The sequence below is a fragment of the Nocardia donostiensis genome (assembly GCF_002081715.1).
Taxonomy (GTDB): Bacteria; Actinomycetota; Actinomycetes; order Mycobacteriales; family Mycobacteriaceae; genus Nocardia; species Nocardia donostiensis.
This window is the reverse complement of the sequence record NZ_MUKP01000028.1, coordinates 61473-85405: the sequence shown is the minus strand read 5'-3', so window position 1 is coordinate 85405 and position 23933 is coordinate 61473. Positions and strand designations below refer to the sequence as shown.

24 protein-coding genes are annotated in these 23933 nt (G+C 66.8%); 12 read left to right on the top strand and 12 right to left on the bottom strand.

Features of this window, described 5'->3' with window-relative positions; all coding sequences use genetic code 11:
* On the bottom strand, positions 1-121 hold a 121-nt coding region (locus B0T44_RS18230; protein WP_438269030.1), incomplete at its 3' end, for a DUF2530 domain-containing protein.
* Between the two features lie 72 nt (positions 122-193).
* Between B0T44_RS18230 and B0T44_RS18225 the strand changes: the two genes are divergently transcribed.
* Positions 194-631, top strand: coding sequence for an Rv0880 family HTH-type transcriptional regulator (locus tag B0T44_RS18225; RefSeq protein WP_077114715.1), 438 nt, complete (start codon positions 194-196; stop codon positions 629-631).
* A gap of 12 nt (positions 632-643) precedes the next feature.
* Here the strand turns inward: B0T44_RS18225 and B0T44_RS18220 are convergent, their stop codons facing one another.
* Positions 644-1060, bottom strand: a complete 417-nt coding sequence (locus tag B0T44_RS18220; protein WP_077114187.1) for a YccF domain-containing protein — start codon at positions 1058-1060, stop codon at positions 644-646.
* Positions 1061-1139: 79 nt separating this feature from the next.
* Between B0T44_RS18220 and B0T44_RS18215 the strand changes: the two genes are divergently transcribed.
* Both B0T44_RS18215 and B0T44_RS18210 read left to right on the top strand, forming a co-directional pair.
* Positions 1140-1943 (top strand): TrmH family RNA methyltransferase, encoded by an 804-nt coding sequence (locus B0T44_RS18215; protein ID WP_077114189.1) that lies wholly within the window; start codon positions 1140-1142, stop codon positions 1941-1943.
* Complete coding sequence (locus tag B0T44_RS18210; protein WP_077114191.1) at positions 1940-2290, top strand: DUF2537 domain-containing protein; 351 nt, start codon at positions 1940-1942, stop codon at positions 2288-2290. Before B0T44_RS18215 ends, B0T44_RS18210 begins: the two co-directional genes overlap by 4 nt.
* Here the strand turns inward: B0T44_RS18210 and B0T44_RS18205 are convergent.
* The 3 genes from B0T44_RS18205 to serC all read right to left on the bottom strand — a co-directional run bounded on the left by B0T44_RS18205 (position 2266) and on the right by serC (position 5742).
* Positions 2266-2919, bottom strand: a complete 654-nt coding sequence (locus B0T44_RS18205) for a DUF6928 family protein (RefSeq protein WP_175647897.1) — start codon at positions 2917-2919, stop codon at positions 2266-2268. The two genes, B0T44_RS18210 and B0T44_RS18205, sit on opposite strands and share 25 nt — an antisense overlap.
* A 375-nt stretch (positions 2920-3294) precedes the next feature.
* Complete coding sequence (gene sepH, locus B0T44_RS18200) at positions 3295-4395, bottom strand: septation protein SepH (protein WP_077114193.1); 1101 nt, start codon at positions 4393-4395, stop codon at positions 3295-3297.
* A 225-nt stretch (positions 4396-4620) separates the two neighbouring features.
* Positions 4621-5742, bottom strand: coding sequence for a phosphoserine transaminase (gene serC / locus B0T44_RS18195; protein WP_077114195.1), 1122 nt, complete (start codon positions 5740-5742; stop codon positions 4621-4623).
* A gap of 63 nt (positions 5743-5805) precedes the next feature.
* Between serC and B0T44_RS18190 the strand changes: the two genes are divergently transcribed.
* Positions 5806-6453 (top strand): hypothetical protein, encoded by a 648-nt coding sequence (locus B0T44_RS18190; RefSeq protein WP_077114197.1) that lies wholly within the window; start codon positions 5806-5808, stop codon positions 6451-6453.
* 11 nt (positions 6454-6464) lie between these two features.
* Here the strand turns inward: B0T44_RS18190 and B0T44_RS18185 are convergent, their stop codons facing one another.
* Positions 6465-7604: a citrate synthase 2 gene (locus B0T44_RS18185; protein WP_077114200.1), complete on the bottom strand. Its 1140-nt coding sequence runs from the start codon at positions 7602-7604 to the stop codon at positions 6465-6467.
* 61 nt (positions 7605-7665) lie between these two features.
* Here B0T44_RS18185 and pdxH point away from each other — a divergent pair, with 61 nt between their 5' ends.
* The 3 genes from pdxH to B0T44_RS18170 all read left to right on the top strand — a co-directional run bounded on the left by pdxH (position 7666) and on the right by B0T44_RS18170 (position 10533).
* Positions 7666-8412: a pyridoxamine 5'-phosphate oxidase gene (gene pdxH / locus B0T44_RS18180; protein ID WP_077114201.1), complete on the top strand. Its 747-nt coding sequence runs from the start codon at positions 7666-7668 to the stop codon at positions 8410-8412.
* Positions 8413-8836: 424 nt separating this feature from the next.
* Complete coding sequence (locus tag B0T44_RS18175) at positions 8837-10135, top strand: citrate synthase (protein ID WP_077114202.1); 1299 nt, start codon at positions 8837-8839, stop codon at positions 10133-10135.
* A gap of 38 nt (positions 10136-10173) precedes the next feature.
* The gene (locus B0T44_RS18170; protein WP_077114203.1) at positions 10174-10533 is read left to right on the top strand and encodes an FKBP-type peptidyl-prolyl cis-trans isomerase; all 360 of its coding nucleotides are present in this window, start codon (positions 10174-10176) and stop codon (positions 10531-10533) included.
* Between the two features lie 98 nt (positions 10534-10631).
* Here the strand turns inward: B0T44_RS18170 and B0T44_RS18165 are convergent, their stop codons facing one another.
* The 4 genes from B0T44_RS18165 to B0T44_RS18150 form a co-directional block, all read right to left on the bottom strand.
* Positions 10632-11951: a sensor histidine kinase gene (locus tag B0T44_RS18165; protein WP_077114204.1), complete on the bottom strand. Its 1320-nt coding sequence runs from the start codon at positions 11949-11951 to the stop codon at positions 10632-10634.
* 47 nt (positions 11952-11998) lie between these two features.
* Positions 11999-12715: a response regulator transcription factor gene (locus B0T44_RS18160; protein ID WP_077114205.1), complete on the bottom strand. Its 717-nt coding sequence runs from the start codon at positions 12713-12715 to the stop codon at positions 11999-12001.
* Between the two features lie 96 nt (positions 12716-12811).
* The gene (locus B0T44_RS18155) at positions 12812-13198 is read right to left on the bottom strand and encodes a hemophore-related protein (RefSeq protein WP_077114206.1); all 387 of its coding nucleotides are present in this window, start codon (positions 13196-13198) and stop codon (positions 12812-12814) included.
* 127 nt (positions 13199-13325) lie between these two features.
* Positions 13326-15302: an AMP-binding protein gene (locus B0T44_RS18150; RefSeq protein ID WP_077114207.1), complete on the bottom strand. Its 1977-nt coding sequence runs from the start codon at positions 15300-15302 to the stop codon at positions 13326-13328.
* A 316-nt stretch (positions 15303-15618) separates the two neighbouring features.
* Between B0T44_RS18150 and B0T44_RS18145 the strand changes: the two genes are divergently transcribed.
* Genes B0T44_RS18145 through B0T44_RS18125 form a run of 5 tightly spaced genes read left to right on the top strand, consistent with a single transcriptional unit; the run spans position 15619 to position 22860 of the window.
* Positions 15619-19755, top strand: coding sequence for an ATP-binding protein (locus B0T44_RS18145; protein WP_081512268.1), 4137 nt, complete (start codon positions 15619-15621; stop codon positions 19753-19755).
* On the top strand, positions 19752-20165 hold the full coding sequence (locus B0T44_RS18140) for a roadblock/LC7 domain-containing protein (protein ID WP_011207200.1): 414 nt from the start codon (positions 19752-19754) through the stop codon (positions 20163-20165). The genes B0T44_RS18145 and B0T44_RS18140 overlap by 4 nt, the downstream gene beginning before the upstream one ends.
* Positions 20166-20172: 7 nt before the next feature.
* Positions 20173-20547, top strand: coding sequence for a DUF742 domain-containing protein (locus tag B0T44_RS18135; protein ID WP_077114209.1), 375 nt, complete (start codon positions 20173-20175; stop codon positions 20545-20547).
* Positions 20528-21130 (top strand): GTP-binding protein, encoded by a 603-nt coding sequence (locus tag B0T44_RS18130; RefSeq protein ID WP_175647898.1) that lies wholly within the window; start codon positions 20528-20530, stop codon positions 21128-21130. Before B0T44_RS18135 ends, B0T44_RS18130 begins: the two co-directional genes overlap by 20 nt.
* Positions 21127-22860: a carboxyl transferase domain-containing protein gene (locus B0T44_RS18125; RefSeq protein WP_077114210.1), complete on the top strand. Its 1734-nt coding sequence runs from the start codon at positions 21127-21129 to the stop codon at positions 22858-22860. Before B0T44_RS18130 ends, B0T44_RS18125 begins: the two co-directional genes overlap by 4 nt.
* A 192-nt stretch (positions 22861-23052) precedes the next feature.
* Here the strand turns inward: B0T44_RS18125 and B0T44_RS18120 are convergent, their stop codons facing one another.
* Both B0T44_RS18120 and B0T44_RS18115 read right to left on the bottom strand, forming a co-directional pair.
* Positions 23053-23595, bottom strand: coding sequence for a hypothetical protein (locus tag B0T44_RS18120; RefSeq protein WP_077114211.1), 543 nt, complete (start codon positions 23593-23595; stop codon positions 23053-23055).
* Positions 23592-23867: a helix-turn-helix transcriptional regulator gene (locus B0T44_RS18115; protein ID WP_081513156.1), complete on the bottom strand. Its 276-nt coding sequence runs from the start codon at positions 23865-23867 to the stop codon at positions 23592-23594. The genes B0T44_RS18120 and B0T44_RS18115 overlap by 4 nt, the downstream gene beginning before the upstream one ends.
* Positions 23868-23933: the final 66 nt, after the last annotated feature.

Sequence of the window (23933 nt, the reverse complement as noted above, 5' to 3'; positions counted from 1 at the left end):
GCCGCGCCGCTTCCCAGCGTTCCCCGCTGAGCCATACCACGACAGTTGCCACCGCCCACAGCGCACAACCGATCGCCAGAACCGGCCGAGGATCGGTTAGTCGCGGCGGTATCTGCGGCACCTGCTGAGTCACCAGCTCAGACTAAACCCGGTATCTGCGCCGGGAAGTACGGTGTACCGTATCGTCAGCACTGTGACAAGGCCATCGGATGTTCGAACGCTCGCGAGTGAGCTATCGCTGGCGGTCGTGCGTTTGACGCGGCATCTGCGCGGACGGCGCACTGATTCGCAGATATCGCTGACCCAGCTGTCGGTGCTGGCCACCCTGCACCGCGACGGCGCGATGACGCCCGGTGCGCTGGCTGCCAAGGAAAGGGTGCAGCCGCCTTCGATGACCAGAGTTATCGCCTCGCTCACCGATCTGGGCTTGGTCGCTCGCGATCCGCATCCGACCGACGGCAGGCAGGTCATCGTTTCGCTGTCGGAGGCAGGTTCGGCGCTGATCGCCGACGAGGCCAGCGCGCGGGAAGAGTGGATGACCGACCGGCTGTCCACCCTGGCCCCGGAACAGCTCGACGTGCTCGCCCGCGCGGTGGCGATCATGAATCAGATCGTCACCGATTCCGAATAGCCGCACCCTGCGCTACCGCGAGTACCGGTACCCCGAAGCGAACGCCTGATCGCTGTCGACGATCTCGCGTCCCAGTGGGAACAGCGCCAGCGGGATGAGCTTCAGATTGGCCCATCCGAACGGGATCCCGATAATCGAGATGAACAGCGGGATGCTGGTAGCCAGATGCCCCAGCGCCAGCCACCAGCCGGCCACGATGAACCAGATGATGTTGCCGATCATCGAACCCGCGCCCGCGCCCGGTTTCTCCACCGTGGTCCGGCCGAACGGCCACAGCACATAGGCGGCGTTGCGCAACGCCGCGACCCCGAACGGGATGGTGATGATCAGGACGAAGCAGATCAGCGCCGCGACCAGATAGCCGACCGCCATCCAGAAACCGGCGAAAACGAGCCAGAGGATATTGAGGATGAGCTGGATCGGCTTCATTCTTCAAGCATGCCAGTGCAGTGCGGGTTTCGCACCCGTGCCGCTGCCCCTGGCAAACGGGTTGGCAGGATAGTTGGTTGTGGCGGTGGTTGTTGATGTGGACGACGTCGCCGATCCGCGCGTCGACGACTTCCGCGATCTGAAAGCGGCGGACCGGCGACCGGATCGGCCCGGCGGTAAAGGTTTGGTCATCGCGGAGGGGAGCGTGGTGGTGCGGCGGATGCTCGATTCCCCGTTCCGGCCGCACGCGCTGCTCGGGGTGACGAAACGGTACGAGGAGCTGGCCACCGACCTCAGCGCTGTCTATATTCCCTACTACCGGGCCTCGGCCGAGGTGATGGCCCAGATCGTCGGCTTCCACCTCAATCGGGGTGTGCTCGCGGTCGCCACTAAGCGCCCGGAACCGCCGTTGGAGCAGCTGCTCACCACTGCGCGCACCGTTGCCGTGCTCGAAGGGGTGAACGACCACGAGAACCTGGGGTCGATGTTCCGCAATGCGGCCGGTCTCGGTGTCGACGCGGTCCTGTTCGGCCCGCGCTGCGCCGACCCGCTGTATCGGCGTTCGGTGCGAGTGTCCATGGGGCATGTGCTCCGCGTGCCGTTCGCCCGCATCCCCGACTGGCCCGACGGCCTGGGGATATTGCGGCGCAGCGGTTTTCAGGTCGTCGCGCTCACCCCGGACCCTGCCGCGCGTAATCTCGCCGCGGCAATGACCGGAGAACGGGTCGCGCTGCTGCTGGGTGCGGAAGGGCCGGGGCTGTCTGAGGCGGCCATGGCCGCCAGCGATATCCGGGCCCGGATCCCGATGTCGCCGGGAACCGACTCGCTGAATGTGGCCACTGCCGCTGCGATGGCGTTCTATGAACGGGTGAGGACATCGTGAACGGGCCGCCGCCCGGCCCATACCGGGACCAGGTCCCGACACCTTGGGGGGCGGGTATCCCGGTCGTGGCGCTGGTCGCGGTGCTGACCGCGGTCGGTGTGTACGCCTTCGGCGCCGCGCTGGCGCAGGTGCATCCGCTGCTGGCGGTTACGGTGAACGTGGTCGCTGTCGCAGGTGTGGCGCCGACGGCCTGGCGCTGGCGCAATACCCCGGTGACCCGGTGGGTGTTGGCGGGCGGCGCCGCGGGCATCTTGTCCGGCTGGGCGGCGCTGGTGCTCGGATTCGTGGGAGTTGTGGCGGGCTGGCTGATGGCCCTGCTGATCTATGTGCTCGCCTTGCGGCGCTGACTGGTCAGGGTGAACCCGCACACCGCGATATCACCGGGCGCGATCTCGCCGTCTTGCGTTGGAGCCCGGAAATGGAATCCGAGCCATTCCTGGCCTGCCGCTTCCGCAAAGTCCGATGGTTCGAACGGCAGCGCCTGCGGGTCCGGCAGATCCCACGGCCGCCACTGCACCGGATGCTCACCCGCCCAGAACGGCCGCTCCCATGTCAACGGCAGCCCCACGTCCTCCAGGATGTATACGCGGGTCGAGCTGAACGCCCGCCGCAGCTCACCGCGCTCCCAATGCGCGAACGCACCCCAACCGTACGCGGCGTCGAACGACACCAGATACGTGTGTTCGCAGGCCCGCGGGCGAACCAGCAGCTCCGGCATCGAGCTCGGGCGCACCCGCATCGCCTGCGCCGAACACACCACGGTGACGCCGGGGAAGCAACCCAGGTACACCTCGTCCACCTCCGGCCCGGCACAGCCGCCCAGGGAGGCGACCTTGGTCGGAACCACCTCTAGTCCGGGATACAACTGCCTGGCCAGCGTCTGCGCCGCCGCCGGATCGGGATCGTGCCCGCCGCGCAGCACCGCCGCCGGATCGGTGGCATCGACATACCAGAGCGACGAAGCCTTGGCCAACATTTCCGGCACCTCCCGATATCGCGGAAACAGCACCGCGAACAGCGGAGCCGAGCAGAGCAGACAACGCGAAGACGCGAGCGAAGCCTAACCGGAAACGCGCCCGCCCGGAGCGAATACGGAGGTACGCCCGAGGCGAAGGCCGCAGGTACGCCAGCCGCACGGCCCGGAGTTCAGGCGGTAGGTGGGCTGGCTCTGCGCAGCCGTGCGACTGCGGAGGGTGGGCAGAAATGCGCATGGCCGGGGCGCATGCGGAGGCATGCCAGCTGCACGGCCCCGGAGTTCAGGCGGGTAGATAGGCAGCCCCTACGCAGCCGTGCGACTGCGGAAGGTGCACAGAATGCGCATGGCCGGGGCGAAGGCGGAGGTACGCCTGCTTCAGTGACCGGAGCTGCGCACGCCCAGGAGTACGTCCTCCCAGGACGGCATCGGCGCCTTACCGCGCTTACCGCGTGCGGCTGGTTTCGCCGGCTTTGCGGGTTTGTCCTCCGCGGGCTGCTTCGGTTCGGTGTCCGTACCGCTGGCCGGAGCAGCAGCGGCAGCGGGTTTGGCTACCGGCTTGCTGTTCGCGGCGGGGGTAGGTTCGGGTTCCGGCCGGGAGGCGGTGTCGGCGCGGCCGACCGGCTGCGTGGCCGGTCCGTGGTTGGATGCTACGGCGTTACCGGAGGTTGTGGTGTTCGCGGCCGGGAGGGCGGTGGGAGATACGGGCGGCAATGCTGCGCTGCCACCTGCGGCCACGGCGCGCTGCTCGAAGTACTTCCCGACTTCGGGCTTGTTCTGCGCTACGGGCCGGGGGGCGCTTGCCTCGCGGGCCGGGCGGGTTTCGGTGACCGGTTCCGGCGCGGTCGGGGTTTCCGGCTCGACGGGCAGTATTGTCGCCAGTCCGCGCAGCGCGCGGCCGAAATCGGGATCGATCAGATCGGTGGCCGGGTCATCGAGCGGGGAAACTGTTCCGCCGTGCGCGTCGGGCTGGTAGCGCCAGTGCGCGGCGATTTCGGATCGCCCGTTCTGCCACTGCAATTGGGCGACCCAGTAGCCCTTCTCGTCCTTCCAGGCATCCCATTCAGCGTTGTCGAGGGTGTGACCGCGCGCGGTGAACGCGGCGGTGACGACATCGATGAGGATCTCGACGGCGGGGCCGTCGGCACGCACCGGATGCGCCTTCTGCGCGAGTTCGGCGGCGCGGGCCCGCTCCAGCAGTACCGGGTAGGCGAAACGCTCCACTCGTGCGGCGGGCATCCCGGATTCCTGGGTCACCTGGTCCACGGAGGCGCCGGCACGGATACGAGCCTGGATATCGCGAGGACGCATCGTTGCTTCCATTTCGATCTCGATCTGGCCGAATCGGGCAAGGTCTCCGCGGGCAGCGGCACGCAGTTTGTCATCGGCGGGAAGCCGGAATTTCTGGCCGCTTTCGGTGTCCACACAGACGATATGAGCGGTATCGGGCGTCACACCGATCACTCGAAGTTCACGCACCGTTACCTCCTTATCGCGTCGCTCGCGACACCGCCCACGTTCCGAAACAGTAGTGCACTACTGGGAATCGTGTGGCGCGACACGCGGTATCGAAATCTACCCCGAAGTGGCTTCGCGCGGCTAATCTTCTCTATTCCTTTGTGTATCAGTGTCTTTCCCTCTTAAGACAGAGCCCGCCGGCGATACGCGCGGCGGGCTCTTGATGTTTCATCTCCGGAAGAGTGGCTAGAGCTTTTCCACCACCCAGTCGACGCAGCGGGTCAGCTGAGTGACATCGTCGGGGTCGATCGCCGGGAACATGCCGATACGTAACTGGTTACGGCCCAATTTACGGTATGGCTCGGTATCGACGATGCCGTTTGCGCGAAGCACTTTGGCGACTGCGGCGGCGTCCACCGAATCCGCGAAGTCGATAGTGCCGACAACCTGCGAACGGTGCTGCGGATCGGTGACGAACGGTGTTGCGTATTCGCTCGCCTCGGCCCACGAGTACAACCGCGAGGAGGAATCCAGCGTCCGCTTCACCGCCCAATCCAAACCGCCGTTGCCATTGAGCCATTCGATCTGATCAGCGAACAGCAGCAGCGTCGCCAGCGCCGGGGTGTTGTAGGTCTGATCTTTACCGCTGTTCTCGATTGCGATCGGCAGCGAAAGAAAATCGGGTGACCAGCGGCCCGATTCCTTGATCTCCTCGACCCTGGCCAGCGCGGCGGGGCTCATCAGCGCAACCCACAGCCCACCGTCGCTGGCGAAACATTTCTGCGGGGCGAAGTAGTAGACGTCGGCGTCGGTGATGTGCACCGGCAGGCCGCCCGCGCCGGAGGTGGCGTCGATCGCGATGAGCGCGTTCTCCGAACCGGCGGGCCGCTGTACCGGCACCGCGACGCCGGTGGAGGTCTCGTTGTGCGCCCAGCCGATCAGGTCGGCGGCGGGATCGGCGACCGGGGCCGGTGCGCTACCCGGATCGGCCGAGACGACGATCGGGTCGCCGATGAACGGGTTCTTCTTGGTGACCGAGGCGAATTTCGAGCTGAACTCGCCGTAGGCCAGGTGCAGCGAGCGTTCCCGCACCAGGCCGAACGCGGCGGCGTCCCAGAACGCGGTGGTGCCGCCGTTGCCGAGTACCACCTCGTAGCCGTCGGGCAGCGAGAACAGTTCGCGCAGGCCCGAACGCACCCGGGCGACAACGTTCTTGACCGGTTTCTGCCGGTGGCTGGTTCCGAACACCGAGGCGCCGACCTCCACCAGGGACCGCAACTGCTCCGGTCGTACCTTGGACGGACCGCAGCCGAAGCGACCGTCGGCGGGTTTGATGTCGTCGGGAATGGTCGGGAACGCACTGGTCATGGCGAACAGCGTAGTCGCGGTATCGCTGTGCCGCGTACCACACTCCAGTTACCGTTATCACCCATGAGCATGCTGTCGGCAAACTCCCGGTGGCGCCTACGCGCCCTGCTGCCCCGGCGCTTGCGCATGCGGGTGGGTCCGCTGCCCGCGGCGGCTCGGCGGGAGTTGCTGATCCGTGGCGTCCCTGGGTCGGCGATCGTGCTCGGAGTGCGCCCGCGACGCACCGAACCGGGGCATGTGTTCTGGGTGCGGATTCAGGTCGCGGGCATGCTGCCCTACGACACGAGGGTGCGTCAGCGGGTCAGGGAAGCCGAGCTCGACCGGATGCGGCCGGGTGATGTCGTCAGCTGCCGGATCGATCCGGGCGATCCCGATCGTGTGGTGCTCTATTTATCCGAAACCGCTGATCGGGGCCGTACCGCGATCAGCAAGATCCTGTCCGATGGGCGGCGGGCCGAGGCCACCGTGCTAGCGGTGACCCCGGTTGCCGCCGACTACACCGGACGCGACGATCCGGTGCTACGACTGGACCTGGAGATGCGCGCCTGGGACGAGCCTGAGCCGTGGCGGGTGCGGCTGATCCAGCCGGTGCCGTTGGCTGCGATCGGGCTGATCGATCTCGGCGCCCGGCTGGAGGTGTTTTTCTTCACGGTCGATCGCGGCGAATCGGTGGCTGTCGACTGGGACGCCATGCTGCTCGACGGGATGTAGCGCAGCGCAGGCTATGCGCGGGCTACTATCGACCAGCCCTCGACTTCCTCGGCCTTGCGCGGGCCGGGGCCGGTGTAGATGGCGGCCGGGCGGACCAGCTTGCCCAGTTTCTTCTGCTCCACGATGTGCGCGCACCAGCCAGCGGTCCGGCCGCAGGTGAACATGGCGGGCATCATATGGGCAGGCACCTCGGCGAAGTCCAGGATCACCGCGGCCCAGAACTCGACATTGGTTTCGATGGCCCGGTCCGGGCGGCGCTCACGCAGTTCGGCCAGCGCGGCCTGTTCCAGTGCGGCGGCCACCTCGTAGCGTGGGGCGGCCAAGCGGCGGGCGGTATCGCGTAGTACGCGGGCCCGAGGGTCCTCGGCCCGGTAGACCCGGTGACCGAAACCCATCAGCTTTTCCTTGCGGTCCAGGATGCCGCGGACCAGTGCGCGAGCATCACCGGTGCGCTCGACTTCCTCGATCATCGGCAGCACGCGGGCGGGCGCGCCTCCGTGCAGCGGACCGGACATGGCGCCGATCGCCCCGGACAGCGAGGCCGCGACATCCGCACCGGTAGAGGCGATCACTCGGGCGGTGAAGGTGGAGGCGTTCATCCCGTGCTCGGCTGCCGAGACCCAGTAGGCGTCGATGGCGGCGGTGTGTCGCGGGTCGGGGTCGCCCTTCCACCGGGTCATGAACCGTTCGGTGACGGTTTCGCATTTGTCGATCTGGCGTTGCGGAACAGCGGGCTGGTAGATGCCGCGCGCCGACTGCGCGACATAGGACAGCGCCATCACCGAGGCGCGGGCCAGGTTCTCCCGCGCGGTGTCGTCGTCGATGTCCAGCAGCGGCTGGTAGCCCCAGATCGGGGCGAGCATGGCGAGCCCGGCCTGCACGTCGACGCGGACGTCACCGGTGTGCACCGGCAGCGGGAACGGTTCGGCGGGCGGCAGGCCGCGGCCGAATCGGCCGTCGACCAGCAGCGCCCACGCATCACCGAAGGTGACCCGGTTGGCGACCAGATCTTCGATGTCGACGCCGCGGTAGCGTAGCGCGCCGCCGTCCTTGTCCGGTTCGGCGATCTCGGTGGTGAACGCCACCACGCCTTCGAGGCCGCTGACGAAATCCTGCGGTACAGCCTGCTGCCCGGCGGAACTGGTGGTCATGGCGTGACTCTCCTTTCACCAAAACTCTAGCGCCTGGCTACTGGGGAGTAACGTCTGACCCATGCGTGACCTGGACAACCCTTACCCGGATCTCGCCGCCATGCGCGCCGACTACGGCGCCGTCCACATCGCCGCAGGTCAACCCGGTTCCGGTGGCGATAACAGCGGTATCAGCCACAGCCCCGGACTGCACGATGCGGAACTGGACGAAACCTGGCTGGCCGGAGGTTGGGAACCGCTGCTGCGGCACTGGATAGAACAGGCCACCGCCGTCGGCATCGCTGAACCCAATGCGATGGTGCTCGCCACCGTCACCCACACCGCGGAAACACCGCGCCCGGTCACCCGCACCGTCCTGTGCAAGGGGCTGTCCCCGGAAGGGGTGACCTTCTACACCAACTATGACTCCGCCAAAGGCGCTCAACTGACCGCGGTCCCGTTCGCCTCGGCCACCTTCGTCTGGCCCGCGCTCGGCAGGCAGGTGCATCTACGCGGACCCGTCGAACGGGTGCCCGCCGAAACGACCGCCGTCTACTGGCGCTCCCGGCCGCGCGACTCCCAGCTCGGCGCCTGGGCCTCACATCAGTCCCGCCCCATCGCCTCCCGCGCCGACCTCGACCGCGCGCTCGCCGAGACCCTCGCCCGCTTCGCCGACGTCGACGACATCCCGGTGCCACCGCATTGGGGTGGATATCTGCTGCGACCCGACGAAGTCGAATTCTGGCAGGGTAGGCAGGGCAGGCTACACAACCGGATCAGCGTTCGGGTCGACGGCACACAGATGACGGTGCAGCGGCTGCAGCCCTGAGCTCTCTCGCCGGCACCCGCCCCGCTCGGACCCGTGCTGCAGCTCCGCGTCTATCGCGGCCCGAACACCATCCGGAACGCGGCCCGACGTGGCAGCAGGCGGTGATGTTTCGCACGGTTTCCATCTCGGCTACGGTGGGTACAGCTGTTGCCGCGGCGGGTGGCAGTGCGCTCGCCGTGAACGGCGTGGTCACCGCCGCACCAGGCCTTCCGACCTTCGTGAACTACCCCGTACGCCGGTCACAGCACCAACCGGTGATCGCCTGACCGGCGCGGACCTCACCCCCGGCAGGCCGCCGTTTGTGAGACCGTGTCGCGGGCACCCTCTGGCTTGGCCGGGCAAAGCAGCGACTAGCGTCTCAGTGAACGCACCGTATGCCGACCGCATTCGATGCCGACGGTCATAGCCTGAGAGGGATCCTTCCGTGCCCGAGAATCACATCAATGACGCCAAGCCGGTACTCACCTACCCCGGTGGCGACTACCCCATGACGATCGCCCAGGCCGCCGAGGGCAACGACGGAGTGGTCCTGGGTAAACTGCTGGCGAGCACGGGCTACACCACCTATGACCCGGGCTTCGTCAACACCGCCTCCACCAAATCCGCCATCACCTACATCGATGGCGAGGCGGGCGTCCTGCGATACCGCGGTTACCCCATCGACCAGCTCGCCGAGCGCTCCACCTTCATCGAGGTCAGCTACCTACTCATCTACGGCGAGCTACCCACCCAGGATCAACTCGAATCGTTCACCGACAAGATCCGCCGTCACACTCTGCTCCATGAAGACCTCAAACGGTTCTTCGACGGCTTCCCGCGCAATGCCCACCCCATGCCGGTGCTGTCGTCCGCGGTCAACGCCCTATCGGCCTACTACCAGGACTCGCTGGACCCGCGCGACCCCGAACAGGTCGAACTGTCCACCATCCGCCTGCTGGCCAAGCTGCCCACCATCGCGGCCTACTCCTACAAGAAGTCCGTCGGCCAGCCGTTCCTCTACCCCGACAACTCGCTGTCGCTGGTCGAGAACTTCCTGCGCATGACCTTCGGCTTCCCCGCCGAGCCCTACCAGGTCGACCCCGAGATCGCCGCCGCGCTCGATATGCTGCTGATCCTGCACGCCGATCACGAACAGAACTGCTCCACCTCCACTGTGCGGCTCGTCGGCTCCTCCGACGCCAACCTGTTCACCTCCGTCTCCGGCGGCATCAACGCCCTCTGGGGCCCGCTGCACGGCGGCGCCAACCAGGCCGTCCTCGAAATGCTCGACGGCATCAAAATTGCGGGCGGCGACGTCAACGAATTCATCCGCAAGGTCAAGAACAAGGAAGACGGCGTGAAGCTCATGGGCTTCGGTCACCGCGTCTACCGCAACTACGACCCGCGCGCCTCCATCGCCAAGAAGCACGCCGACGCCATCCTCAGCAAACTCGGCAACGACGAACTGTTCGATATCGCCAAGGCCCTCGAAGAAGCCGCGCTCACCGACGAATACTTCATCGAGCGCAAGCTCTACCCCAACGTCGACTTCTATACCGGCGTCATCTACAAAGCCATGGGCTTCCCCACCCGCATGTTCACCGTGCTGTTCGCGATGGGCCGGCTTCCCGGCTGGATCGCGCACTGGCGGGAAATGCACAGCGAACCCATCAAGATCGGTCGTCCGCGCCAGATCTACACCGGATACGGCGCCCGCGACTACCACGAGATCACCAACCGCTAGATCAACCGAAACCGCCACATATCGAAGGGGATATGCGAATGAGCAAGCCGGAGATCGAATACCAGGCAGGCCCGCCGCCCACCGAACTCGTCATCAAAGACCTCGTCGTCGGCGACGGCCCCGAAGCCGTCCCCGGCGGCACTGTCGAGGTGCACTACGTCGGCGTCGAATTCGATACCGGTGAAGAATTCGACTCCTCCTGGAACCGCGGCGAATCCATCACCTTCCCGCTCCGCGGTCTGATTCAGGGCTGGCAGGACGGCATTCCCGGGATGAAGGTCGGCGGCCGCCGCCAGCTCACCATCCCACCGGAGCTGGCCTACGGTCCCGCCGGTGCGGGTCACCGCCTCTCCGGTAAGACCTTGGTCTTCGTCATCGACCTGCTGGACGCCGAGTAATTTCGGCCTCCGATTCGAGGCCAGCTGTGGCCCGCACTCACCGAGTGCGGGCCACAGTGCTTTTCAGCGCACCATAAGGATCGCGGTAGGAGTGAACTTCAGTTCGCGCTCGAAGCCGTTCTTGCGGGTAGGTCGAGGACAAGGCGAATCCCGCCGAGCGTCCCGTCCTCGAAATATGCCTGCCCGCCATGTAATTGCGCCTGCTGGGCGACCAGCGCAAGTCCGAGTCCTGAGCCGCCTTTGGTTGCCTGGGAGCCGCGGTAGAAGCGGTCGAAAACGGCGTGGCGTTCGTCGCTCGGGATGCCGCGGCCGTTGTCGTCGATGGAGACGATGATGTGGCCGTTAGGGGCGCGGTGGGCGGAGACGAGGGCCTCGGTGGCGCCGCCGTGTTTGACGGAGTTGGCCAGGGCATTGTCGACGGCGAGGCGCAGTCCGGCGGGTAGGCCGCGGGTGACGAGTTCGGCATCTGTGTCGATGCGGACGGTGAGGCCGGGGAAGTGGCGCATGGCGTCGTGGGCGGCCTGGTCGCACAGGTCGCCCACGTCGGTGTCGACGTGGTCGCGTTCGTGGGTGAGGTCACCGGAGGCGAGGCGTTCGAGTGCGGCCAAAGTCGCTTCCACTCGGCCCTGGCTGCGGTGCAGGTCGTCGAGGATTTCGGCGCGCTGCTCCTCGTTCAGGTCCAGGGTGCGCAGCACCTCGAGGTCGGTGCGCATGGCGGTGAGGGGGGTGCGCAGTTCATGCGCGGAAACAGCGGCGAAATCGCGGGCAGTTTCGAGGGCGGCAGCGGTTTCGCCCTGAGCCTGATCGACGCGGCGCAACATGGTGTTCACGGCTTCGGCGAGCTTTTCCGCCTCCAGCACACCTGCACCATGCACGGGTTCCCTGGCGGAATCCGGATCCCGGTAACCACTACGGGTCCCGACCTGGCGGGTGAGGTCGACAATCGGTCGGACCGCGCGGCCGCCGAACAGCCAGCCCAGCCCGGCCGACGCCGCGATAGCGAGCAGCGCCCCACCCAGCACCCAGCGCTGCTGTTGCGCCGTCGTACGCGCCGCCTCGGCTGCCGGAATGGCCAGTGATACCGCACGTCCCGGCCGCTGATCCCGCGAAGTGGTTAACACCCGATACGGGTCACCATCCACCGTCACGGTTTTAGAACCGGTGGGTAGTTCGGGAAGCTGGATGGCGGTACTGGCTACCACCGCACCGTCATCGCGGACGGTGAGCGCCATATCGCTGTCTGGGCCGAGCAGATTCACGACACCGGCTGCGATCACCGGATCGAGCAACACCAGCCGCGAAGCGATAGCCAGCTGTTGATCGGTCTGCTGCAGATTGTTTCGCTCGATAGCGCGCACAGCGATCGCGCTCAGGATCGTCACGATCAGCACGGAACCGGCCGCCGCGGCGGCAGCCACCCGAGTACGCAGCGAAAAAGACCTGCGGCGAGCCCGACGTCGAACAATCACTTCGGCGCCCGCAGCACAAAACCGACACCGCGAATCGTGTGCAGCAGCCGCGGCGTGCCGTCGGATTCCAGTTTGCGGCGCAGATAGCCGACGAACACGTCCACCACATTGGTCTCGGCGGCGAAGTCGTAACCCCAGACCAGCTCCAGCAGCCGCTCCCGGCTCAACACCACCCCCGCATTACGGGCCAGCGTGGACAGCAGCTCGAATTCGCGTTTGGTCAGCTCGATTTCCTTGCCGTGCAGCAACGCCCGGTAGCCGGACATATCCACCTCTAGCGGGCCGACCGTTATCGCATCCGCTGCAGTACCTGGACTGTCGGAGCGGCGGCGCAGCAGCGCCTTGATCCGGGCAACCAGTTCGGCCAGCACGAACGGCTTCACCAAATAATCGTCGGCGCCCGATTCCAAGCCCGCGATCCGGTCGTCCACCGAACTACGCGCGCTCAACACACAGATCGGCACCTCATTACCCATCGCGCGCAACGCGGTCACCACACCCGCGCCGTCGAGTACCGGCATATTCATATCGAGCACGATCGCGTCGGGAGCGTTGTCGTGCACCGAGCGCAGCGCCGCGGCACCGTCCCTGGCGACCTGCACTCCGAACCCGGACAGCCGCAGCCCGCGCTCGACCGAGGCCAGCACGTCCTCGTCGTCGTCGACTACCAGAACGGTCGGGTTCGCGGTCCGGTCGGAGGTCACATCGTTCATTGTGCCGTCATACCCCCGGCCCGCCGGTGCAGCTGCGCAGGCCGTGCCGGGAACGCCGGCGCCACTCGGCAGGGCGCCGGCGCATCCCGAGGTGAATCAGTAGTTGTGGCACGTATCGGCGACACGCTGGAGGGTGTCGCGCATCCCGGCGGCGCGCGGATCGTCCTGCGCCTGCTGCGCGGCTTGGGGGTTCTCTTCCAGGTAGCGCTGTAGTTCCGCGCGACGCTGCTCGACGGGCTGGTCGAACTTCGCCTGCAACTGTGCCTTCGCGTCGGGGTTGGAATCCAGCAGGGCGGCAAGGTCGGGAGCCTGGTCGTGCAGTGCGGCATCGACCTGTGCGAAGGAGCAATCCGAGGTGAGCAGTGGTTCGACCAGCTCGGCAGGCCCGGCGGAGGCGACGGCGGGGCTGATCACAGCGCTGATCGTGGCCAACCCGCTCACGGCCATCGTCGCGATCGCGGTCCTGCTGCGCAAACGTGTCATCGGTGCTGTCTCCTGAGATCGAGGAACGGTTGACGCCCGGCCGAGCCGGACCGCCTCGACGTTATGGGTGGGGACTGGCAGCGGTGTGAACTATGTCTGAGAAGACTCTAAAGACAGTGGTCTTCCCTCACGCGCCGGAGCGGGTGGCCTCGACCTGCTGCGCCAACACGGTCAACACAGTGGGGTCCTCGATGGTCGACGGCACATCGTAGGGTTCGCCCGCGGTGATCTGCCTGATGGTTTTGCGCAGGATCTTGCCCGACCGGGTTTTCGGCAGCGCCGGAACCACCACCACATCGTGCAGGGTGGCGATCGCGCCGATCTGCTCACGCACCCGATGGATCAGCTGGTCGCGCAGTACCGCCGGTTGGATGGTGGCGTCGGTTTTCAACACCACATAGGCGATCGGGCGCTGGCCCTTGAGTTCATCGGCGAGACCGATCACCGCGCATTCGGCGACCGCGTCGTGTCCGGCGATCGCGGCTTCGATACTGCCCGCGGACAGCCGGTGCCCGGCCATATTGATCACATCGTCGCTGCGGCCGAGGACATATAGATAGCCGTCGTCGTCGAAATAGCCGGAGTCGCCGGTCAGGTAGTGACCCGGATAGGTCGATAGGTAGGAGCGGAGGAAGCGTTCGTCGTCACGCCACAGACCGGTGAGCGTTCCGGGTGGCAGCGGAAGCCCGATGACGATATTGCCTTCGGTATTGGCCGGGACCGGGTTGCCCGAGGAGTTCAGCACCCGCAGCCGGAAACCGGGTACCGGCACCGAAGCGGAGCCGGGTTTGATGGGCAGCTGCTGTAAGCCGAGCGGGTTGGCGCAGATCGGCCAGCCGGTTTCGGTCTGCCACCAGTGGTCGACCACCGGGCAGTCCGGCCGATCCGCGAGCAGGGTGTGCACCGCCCACTCGTAGGTGGCCGGGTCGAGGCGTTCCCCCGCACAGAACAGCGCCCGCAACGACGACAGGTCGTGGCTGTGGGCCAGCGCAGCGTCCGGATCGGCGCGGCGAATCGCCCGCAGCGAGGTCGGCGCGGTGAAGAAAACCTGCACATTGTGTTCGGCGACCACCCGCCAGTGCGCGCCCGCGTCCGGGGTGCCGACCGGTTTGCCCTCGTAAAGCAGCGTGGTGGCGCCGACCAACAGCGGCGCATAAACGATATAGGAGTGGCCGACCACCCAGCCGACATCGGAGGCGGTCCACATCACCTGACCTGGCCCCACATCGTAGATATTGCGCATCGACCAGGTCAGCGCTACCGCGTGCCCGCCGTTGTCGCGGACCACCCCCTTCGGCCGCCCGGTGGTACCCGAGGTGTAGAGGATGTAGAGTGGATCGGTTGCGCCCACCGACACCGGGTCGGCGGGTTCCGCGTCGCGCACCGCGTCGTCCCAGTCCAGCCATTGAGCCGCGATCGAATCAGCTGAACTGGGCAGGGATTCGGTGGCGGCCTGCGGCGGCGTGAAGGTGATGGTGGGGAAACCGGGACGCTGTTTGACCAGAACGGTGCGCGGGGCGGTTGTCGTCGTCAGGTCAAGCGCCTGCAGCACGATCGGCGGGTATTCGATGCGGCGGCCCGGCTCCAGGCCACCGGAAGCTGTGATGATCAACACCGGTTCGGCGTCGTCGATACGTGCGGCCAGCTCCGGTGCGGCGAAACCGCCGAAGACGACCGAATGCACCGCGCCGATCCGCGCGCACGCCAGCATCGCGATCACCGCTTCGGGGATCATCGGCAGGTAGATGACTACACGGTCCCCGGTACGTACCCCCAGCCGCAGCATAGCGCCCGCGAAAACCGCCACCTCGTCCAGCAGTTCGGCATAGGTGTAGGTTTTTTTCGCGCCGGTCATCGCCGAGTCGTAGATCAAGGCGGGTTGCTGGGCGCGACCAGCGGATTCGTGCACATGACGATCGAGCGCGTTGTACGAGGTGTTGAGTTTGCCGTCGGTGAACCACCGTGCCGACGGGCGAGCGTTGGTGTCGAGCACCTGCGTCGGGGGTATGTCCCAGTCGACGGCTTCGGCCGCCCGGGTCCAGAACTCGGCGGGATCGACCAAGCTGGTCTGATAGACCGGTCGGTACTCATTCCTCGCGTTCAACCCGTGCTCCCTAGCCTCGCTGCATACCCACCTCGATAGATCAGCACGATTGTGGCAGACTTCACGCGACCCCCGGACGGGTGCCGCGACCTTTGGTTTTGCCTGGAACAGGCTGGTCAACGGGTGCGTACCCGTGCGGGGTACACCAAGAAGTTATTGATCCGTTAGAATCTGATGTCACTTATTTCGGTCCGTCGTAGACGCAATTTCTCGGCCAGCCGCAGTCCTCGGCCAGCCTCACTCGTCGAACCATCATGCGAGTGTGGAGCTGCGCTGATGGTGCATGGCTGGGGCCAGTTTGGAAAGTGAGAGGGAGATGCGTGACGCCGCTAGGTCCGGCAGGAAGCGCTGGGCGCTCAGCAACTGGGACCTGCGCTGGAAGGTTACGGCCGTACTCGCCGTACCGCTGGCGGTCGCGGTCGGACTCGGCGTGTCCAGGATCTCGTCCCAGTGGAGCGAGGCGAACCGGCTGGCCGATGCCGCCGAGAACGTCAGCTACATCCCGACCATCACCGGCCTGAGCGCAGCGACCTCGACCGTGGCAGGCTCTGCAGTCATCGCGGTCGCTCCAGGGCGATCGTTGGTGACCGACGACAACCTGGCCGCCTTGGACAAGTCGATCAGTGACGCGGAGTCCATCGTCGGTGAACTCTCCGACGTCCCCGAAGCGCAGGCAGCGGTCGACGAGATGATCGAACTGGCCAAGGGCGTACGGGCCAACGGCAAGGCGCTGTCCACCCTGCCCGCGACCGAAGCGGCGGCGCAGATCGATGTCCATCGCAGCGCAGGCGTGCGCGCGGTGGAAGCCGTAGCCGCTCAGGTGAGCAACCCAAGTATCGACGCGGACAAACTTCGGCTGGTCGACTCGCTGAACGCCCGAGCCAACCTGCTCGGCGAGGTGGTCGGGCTGGCCGATATCCTGCGCGACCCCTCCGCCGGTATCCAAAGCTATCTGATCGCGGCGAACACCGAACGCACGATCTTGAACGTGCTGGCCCAGCGCTATCCGGACAATGACCCCGATATCGCCTCGTTGCGCCAGGGCATCGACCACCGGCTGCAGGTGCTGACCGGCCCGCAAGCCCAGTCCGGTCAGCTTCCGCTCGGTGAACTGCGCTCCTCGGTCCTGGATGACCTCGCCACCTACGAGAAGATGGTCAGCGAGTCCACCGCCGCGATCGACGGCGGCGTGCAGTCGCTGGCCGACAGCGCATTGGCGGACGCCATCATCTACTCGATAGTGGTGTTGCTCACCATCCTGGCCGCGCTGGTGCTCGCGGTGTTCGTGGCACGATCGATGATCGTGCCGCTGCACCTGCTGCGACTGGCGGCGCTGCGTGTCGCGGAAAGCGATCTGCCGCATGAGGTCGCGCAACTGCGTAACGGCGCATCCCCGGAACAGGTGCCGCTGGAACCGATGCCGATCCGCAGCGAGGAGGAGATCGGTCAGCTGGCCCGCGCCGTAGACGATATCCACGGGCAGGCGCTGCGTCTGGCCAGCGATCAGGCACAGATGCGTTCGCAGGTCAACGATATGTTCGAAACCCTGGCCCGGCGCAGTAAATCGCTCGTCGACCATCAGCTCAGCCTCATCGAGGCGATGGAGTACGACGAGAAGGACCCCCGCCTGCTGGAGAACCTGTTCCGGCTGGACCATCTTGCCGCTCGTATGCGCCGTAACGGTGACAACCTGCTGATCCTCGCCGGCACCAAACAGCGCCGCGCCAAATCCGCACCGGTCGAGATCGCCGACGTGCTACGCGCCGCGATCTCCGAGGTCGAGGACTACGAACGAGTCAAACTGGGCGCCACCCCGCGCGGTGCGCTGAAGGAACCGGCGGCCTCCGACCTGGCGCATCTGTTCGCCGAGTTGCTGGACAACGCGTTGCGGGCGTCGCCGCCGGAGACCGACGTCAAGTTCACCTTCGCCCAGGCGCACGACCAGGGGCTGCTCATCGAGGTCGCCGACCGCGGTATCGGTATGCCGCCGACGGAGATGGCCGAGATCAACCGCAAGCTGGAGTCGACCGCCGAGCCCGGGCCGGACACGGCGCGGCATATGGGTCTGTTCGTCGTCGGGCGACTGGCCGAGCGGCACGGGCTCACCGTGCGGCTGCGCCCCACCTTCGACACTGCGCGCGATCCCGGTGTGACCGTCACCGTGCACGTGCCGGTCGGTCTCATCGTCGCGGGCCAGGCCACGATCATGCCGGTAACCGCCGCATCCGGGCCGCAGCCGGTGGTGCCATCACCGCATGCCGCAGCCCAGCAGAAGCGGCAGCAGCCCGCCGCCGCACAGCAGCAGCCGACCCAGTCGATGCAGACGCGTGGGATCAGCCGCACCCCGACCGGGAACATGATGGTCACCGTCGACCCCGGTGTCAGCGGGCCGATTCCCGCCGGTTCCGGTGGTCAAGCACCCGGCGGGCTACCGCAGCGGCAGCCGGGCTCCGCGATGGCCTCGGGCTTGCGCGGTGAAGACGACCAGTCCGCGACCAGCTTGCGTGCCGCATCCGGCAAGCAGACGAATATGCCGCAGCGGGGCAAGCTCGCCGCCGCGGCGCTGCCCAAACGCAATCTCGCACCGGGCGGCACGCCGCCGCAGCAGCGGCAGCCGGGCAGCGCCGCGGGCACACCACCCGCGGCCGGTCAACTGCCGCGCGACGGGAAGCCGGGCGGTCTGCCGCAGCGGCAGCCCGGCGGTAGCGGAGCCCCCGCACCGAACACCAATGGTCTGCCGCAGCGTCAGCCGGGCGCGAACGGCGCGCCGCATCGCGAACCGGATACCGCGCGCGGCCGGGAAACCGGCTCGGGTACTTCCGCACCCGCGGCGTCGCGGGAAACCGGCTTGCCGCAGCGCGCACCCGGTGCCACCGGTTTTTCGGAGACGCCGCAGCGCCCACAGGGGCCGAGCGGTCTGCCGCAGCGCGAACCGGGCACAGGCGGTGTGCCCGCACGCGAATCGGGAACGGGCGGATTGCCTGCGCGCGAATCGGGAACAGGCGGATTGCCTGCGCGGGAGCCCCGTGCAGGCGGGCCTTCGCCGCGGGAAACCGGTGGTCTGCCGCAGCGTGATTCCGCACCGTCCGCGGGCAACAGCCTGCCGCAGCGCGGACCGCGGACCGGTGGTCTGCCGCAGCGCGATCCGGGGACGACCGGTAGCGGTCTGCCGCAGCGTACGCCGTCTTCGGGAGGCTTGCCGCAGCGGGAACCGTCCAGCGGTCTGCCGCAGCGGGATCCCGCTACCTCGGGTTCGCCGGAACGGGACACCTCTGGTGGTCTGCCGCAGCGGGATTCGGGTCCGGCTTCCGACAGGGACTTGCCGCAGCGCGGGACCCGGCCGGGCCTGCCGTCACGTGAGAGCGGTGACAACGGTTTGCCGCAGCGTGAGCCGTCCTCCGGTGGTTTGCCGCAGCGCGAACCGTCCTCTGGTGGTTTGCCGCAGCGGGGACCGTCTTCGGGTGGTCTGCCGCAGCGTGATCTGGGTACGACCGGTAGCGGTCTGCCGCAGCGTGAGCCGGCTGATAGCGGTTTGCCGCAGCGTGAGCCGACTTCCGGTGGTTTGCCGCAGCGTGAGCCGACCGGTAGCGGCCTACCGCAGCGGGAATCGTCCAATGGTCTACCGCAGCGCGGTGGATCGGACACCTCGCGCAGCAGTGGTCTGCCGCAGCGGGATCCGTCCTCGGGTGGTTTGCCGCAGCGTGAGCCGACCGGTAGCGGCCTACCGCAGCGGGAATCGTCCAATGGTCTACCGCAGCGCGGTGGATCGGACACCTCGCGCAGCAGTGGTCTGCCGCAACGTGACCCGTCCTCGGGTGGTCTGCCGCAGCGTGCTTCCGGTGGTTTACCGCAACGTGGACCGGGTGGTTTGCCGCAGCGGGAACCCGGTGCGCTCGGCCTGGGGCCGCGTATCGAGAACGCGCCCGGAGTCGGTCTGCCGCAGCGGGAAACCTCCGCGCCTGCCGCGCGCAGCGAAGGGGCGGGCGCTGGGCAGAGCGAGGGCGGCACCAGCCGCGAACCGGGCAGGCACAGTGCTCGCTCCGGTACGGCGAAGACCGCTTCGTTCTTCCAGACCAGGCTGCAGCCTGCGACGGAAAGCAGTGGCGTGATGGGCGGTACGCCGATCTTCGCCGAAATGATGTCGGCATGGTTGTCGGATCCGAATTCGGACCGATCCCAGGCTGCTGCCTCCTTCGAATCACCAGGAGACGAAGGCTGGATCGCCGCCCGCCGCGCGAGCGAGGCCGAATCCGAGACCAGGACGGCTGCCGGTCTGCCGCAACGTAATCCGGGTGGTCGGCTGGTTCCCGGCGCCGTCAATGGTGCCGTCGATCGGGCCCCGAGTCGCGATCCGGAGGCGATCAGGTCAAGCTTGAGTCGTCACCAGCAAGGTGTTCGGGATGGCCGTGCAATGAGAGCAATGAACCTAACCGGAGATAAAGGAGACCGATGAACCCCGATCTAGGTGGTACGAACCGTCAGCTGGATTGGCTGGTTTCGAACTTCGCCAACGAGGTTCCTGGCGTAGCCCATGCCGTGCTGGTCTCAGCCGACGGACTGTTGATGGCCGCGAGTGCGCAGCTTCCGGTCGACCGCGCCGAGCAGCTTTCGGCCGTTACCGCCGGACTGGCCAGCCTCTCGGTGGGCGTGTCGAACCTGTTCGAAGGCGGCACCGTCCTACAGTCGGTAGTCGAAATGGAACACGGCTACCTGCTACTGATGGCCGTAGGCGATGGGTCTTATCTCGCAGTCCTCACCAACACCTCGTGTGATATCGGTCAGGTGGGCTACGAGATGGCGTTGTTGGTCGAGCGCGTTGGTCAGACAGTCCAGGCCACTCCACGCGTCACGATGGGTTCCTGATGGTGGGATGGACATAGAAGATCACCGCGTGGGTAGCGGCGAGCCCAGTCTCGTTCGCCCGTATTCGCTGACCGCGGGGCGTACCAGGCCCACTGTCGAGTTGGCGTTGGAGGCGCTCGTCGCATCGCATCCGGTCGCCCTGGAGCGGCAGTTCGAACTGACCAACATCGAGAGCTCGATAGTGGAGTTGTGCAGAGAATCGCCGTCGGTCGCTGAGGTTGCGGCCCGATTGGGTATACCAATCGGGGTGGCCCGGGTACTCGTGGCAGACCTCATCGAAGCCGGACATGTCCGCGTTTCGGCGACATTGAAAGACGATTCCAGCGACGATGAACGTCGCGAGCTGATCGAAAGGGTTCTCAGTGGACTCCGGCGTATTTGATTCGACGGCCCAGGTCGATACGCGCAACAGCAAGCCGACATCGGCGAAGATTGTTGTCGCGGGTGGTTTCGGCGTGGGCAAAACAACGCTGGTGGGCGCGGTCTCGGAGATCGTTCCGCTGCGTACCGAGGCGCTGGTGACCAATGCCAGCGCGGGTATCGACAATCTCACCGGTATCCCGATGAAGAACACCACCACGGTGGCGATGGACTTCGGCCGCATCAGCCTCGCCGACGATCTGGTGCTGTACCTGTTCGGCACGCCAGGCCAGTACCGGTTCTGGTTCATGTGGGACGACCTGATCAAAGGCGCCATCGGCGCGGTCGTGCTGGTCGACACCCGCAGGCTGGAGGACAGTTTCGCCGCCGTCGACTACTTCGAAGCGCGTAACCTGCCCTTCCTGGTCGCGCTGAACGAATTCGACGACGCGCCGCGCTATCCGATCGAGGACATCCGTCAGGCGCTGGCCGTTTCGGGCGATGTCCCGATCCTGTCCATCGACGCCCGGCGTCGGGAACCGGCCAAACAGGCCCTGGTGGAACTCACCGAATACGCGCTGCGCAAGGTGATGCAGGGCTATTGAGCGGTGCGTCGAGACGGATCAGCGCTCGTGAGCTGATCGCCGCACTGCTCGACCCCGATTCGTTCACGAGCTGGGACCGGCCACCGCTGACGGTGACCGGCCGCGAGCATTACCAGGCGGAATTGCGCAAAGCGGTAGATGCGGCCGGTACCGACGAATCGGTGCTCACCGGTTCGGGTCTGTTGCGTGGCCGCCCTGTTGCCGTGATCGCCTGCGAGTTCGGTTTCCTCGCCGGTTCGATCGGCGTCGCCGCGGCCGAACGGATCGTCGCCGCCGTTGAACGCGCCACCGAACTCGGCCTGCCGCTGGTTGCCTCACCCACCTCGGGCGGCACCAGGATGCAGGAGGGCACCGTCGCGTTCGTGCAGATGGTGAAGATCGCAGGTGCGGTCGCCGCGCACAAAGCGGCCGGCTATCCCTATGTGGTGTACCTGCGCGACCCGACCATGGGCGGTGTCTTCGCATCGTGGGGTTCGCTGGGACATATGACCTTCGCCCAGCCGGGGGCGCTCATCGGTTTCCTCGGCCCGCGCGTCTACCAAGCCCTCTACGACCGCCCGTTTCCCGAAGGCGTGCAGACCGCCGAAAACCTTTACCGCAACGGGGTTATCGACGGTGTTGTCGGCGTGACCGTGTTCCGTCGCATAGCCCATCGCGCGCTCAGCGTGTTCAGCGGTGTCCCGGATGTCACCGCCACAACGGCTGTTACCGGACCGGGGTCTGCTGCCGCGGCGCAGACTCCTGCTCGAGGCGAGCACCCGGCTGAGCCCGAATCGGGTGTTGCGGAGGCCGTTCCAGGTTCACGGAATACACACCGAATGTCGACCGCCGGGCGGCCGAGCGAGGCAGCGGCGTCCAGCGGAGCCCGGGCGTCGGTCCACGCGAAGAGCCGCCCCGGACCCGATGTATCGAGCCGGAGCGAGGGCGTCTCGAATGATATTGCCGCCTGGGATTCGGTGACGATTTCGCGCCGATCGGACCGTCCGGGGCTGCGGGAGTTGCTGCGGCAGGTGACACAGCGGGTTCCGTTGAGCGGCACCGGGCAGGGGGAGTCGGATCGCACCGTGGTTCTGGCGTTGGCGCGCTTCCGCGGGCAGCCCTGTGTGGTGTTCGGGCACGACCGGTCCGGGCAGCGGGGTGAGCACACCATGGGGCCTGCGGCGCTGCGGGAGGCGCGGCGCAGTATGCAGCTCGCCCAGGAGTTGCGGCTGCCGCTGGTGTTGGTGATCGATACGGTCGGCGCAGCGCTGTCGAAGGAGGCCGAGGAGCGGGGGCTTGCGCCGGAAATCGCCCGCTGTATCGCGGATCTGGTGCTGTTGGACACCCCGACTGTGTCGGTGTTGCTGGGGCAGGGAACCGGTGGCGGGGCGCTTGCGTTGCTTCCGGCCGACCGGGTGCTTGCGGCGACACACGGCTGGCTGGCTCCGCTGCCGCCGGAAGGTGCCAGCGCAATCGTGTATCGCGATACCTGTCACGCCGCGGAGTTGGCTGCAGCGCAGCGTATTCGAGCCGCCGATCTGCTGGCCGACGGCATCGTGGACCGTATTGTTGTCGAAAAGCCCGACGCGGCAGACGAGCCCGTGGAGTTCGCTCGTCGCATGGTCGCCACGATCGCCGAGGAACTCGCCGCTCTGCGTGCTGTCCCGGCGGACGAACTGCGGGCAGCGCGTCAGGCTCGCTATCGCCGTCTCGGTACAGCGGACTCACTCCCCGGTAGTACTGCCGAATGACGGCGTCACGCTTGCTACGCCAGCCGCCGCAGGTGTTCATGTCTCCGTCGGCTCGGCAACAGCCGGGGCTGTGTCAGACGCGTTGACCTCCGCCTGAATGCGGAGGTCTGCGCGCTATGTTCGCTGGTCGCCTGGGTCGTCAGCGACAGGCCGTCGTCGCGTCCCGCTGCTGATGGGCCTTGCTCATGGTGTTCAGCTCTCCGGCTCGGGTTCGGGTTGGGTCCAGCCGAGGATCATGGCGGGCGCGCAACCGCCTGCCAGCACGGTTGCCAGCGTCATCACACCACCGGCGAAGGCGGTGCGGAAGGTATCGGCTTCCGGTGCCAGCGCACCGGACCAGCACAGGTACATCACCGGGGCGATAGTGAGTCCCTGGGTGATGGTGAGGCCGATGGAGCGCGCGGCGTTGCGCTGGGCGATCTCGCGTTCGTCGAGCATCGGCGCGGGCGCGTGGTCCTGGCCTTGGGAGGCGATGCGCAGCATGGTCCAAGCGGGCAGGAAGACCAGCGCGGAGCCGCCGGCGATCAGTGACGCCCACTGCAGGTCGAATGCGCACAGCAGTCCGGCTGTGAACAGCAGCGCGATAGTCGCGGCCACGGTCACCACCAGGGCGCGCCGTCGGGTTCTGGTGCGCCAGCCGGGAAGCATCCCTGACAGCCGCTGCTCCTGCACCAGCCAGCGGCGGATCCGGTAGTCCTGGTAGCGGTCGAGCAGGCCGCTCGCTTGGGTGGTCATGGTTGTCCTTTCGTACGGGTGTAGACCTCGGCCGACAACGGGGTGAATTCGCGGCGGGAGAACACCGCTTCCACCGGCAGTCCGAAGACGTCACAGATGCGCAGGGCCAGATCGAGGCTGGGGTAGTGGTCCCCGCGTTCGAGCGCGCCGATGGTCTGGGTGTTGACGTTCACCGCTTCGGCGAGGGCGGCCCGGCTCATCCGATGTTCGGCCCGCAGCACCGCGATTCGGTTGTAAATCGGAAGGGTTTCCCCTCTTCGCACTGGGCTCACACAACGAAGTGTTGTAAAAACACAACAACTAGTCAAGTTGATCCGGACACGTACCGCGCTTTCGTT

Bases quoted from the DNA above. Each gene is read 5' to 3' on its own strand.
- B0T44_RS18170 (WP_077114203.1), top strand. From the start codon at position 10,174: ATGAGCAAGCCGGAGATCGAATACCAGGCAGGCCCGCCGCCCACCGAA.
- B0T44_RS18205 (WP_175647897.1), bottom strand. From the start codon at position 2,919: ATGTTGGCCAAGGCTTCGTCGCTCTGGTATGTCGATGCCACCGATCCG.
- B0T44_RS18160 (WP_077114205.1), bottom strand. From the start codon at position 12,715: ATGAACGATGTGACCTCCGACCGGACCGCGAACCCGACCGTTCTGGTA.
- B0T44_RS18220 (WP_077114187.1), bottom strand. From the start codon at position 1,060: ATGAAGCCGATCCAGCTCATCCTCAATATCCTCTGGCTCGTTTTCGCC.
- B0T44_RS18185 (WP_077114200.1), bottom strand. From the start codon at position 7,604: ATGACCACCAGTTCCGCCGGGCAGCAGGCTGTACCGCAGGATTTCGTC.
- B0T44_RS18120 (WP_077114211.1), bottom strand. From the start codon at position 23,595: ATGACCACCCAAGCGAGCGGCCTGCTCGACCGCTACCAGGACTACCGG.
- B0T44_RS18140 (WP_011207200.1), top strand. From the start codon at position 19,752: ATGAACCCCGATCTAGGTGGTACGAACCGTCAGCTGGATTGGCTGGTT.
- serC (WP_077114195.1), bottom strand. From the start codon at position 5,742: ATGACCAGTGCGTTCCCGACCATTCCCGACGACATCAAACCCGCCGAC.
- B0T44_RS18190 (WP_077114197.1), top strand. From the start codon at position 5,806: ATGAGCATGCTGTCGGCAAACTCCCGGTGGCGCCTACGCGCCCTGCTG.
- B0T44_RS18135 (WP_077114209.1), top strand. From the start codon at position 20,173: ATGGACATAGAAGATCACCGCGTGGGTAGCGGCGAGCCCAGTCTCGTT.
- B0T44_RS18145 (WP_081512268.1), top strand. From the start codon at position 15,619: ATGCGTGACGCCGCTAGGTCCGGCAGGAAGCGCTGGGCGCTCAGCAAC.
- pdxH (WP_077114201.1), top strand. From the start codon at position 7,666: ATGCGTGACCTGGACAACCCTTACCCGGATCTCGCCGCCATGCGCGCC.
- B0T44_RS18155 (WP_077114206.1), bottom strand. From the start codon at position 13,198: ATGACACGTTTGCGCAGCAGGACCGCGATCGCGACGATGGCCGTGAGC.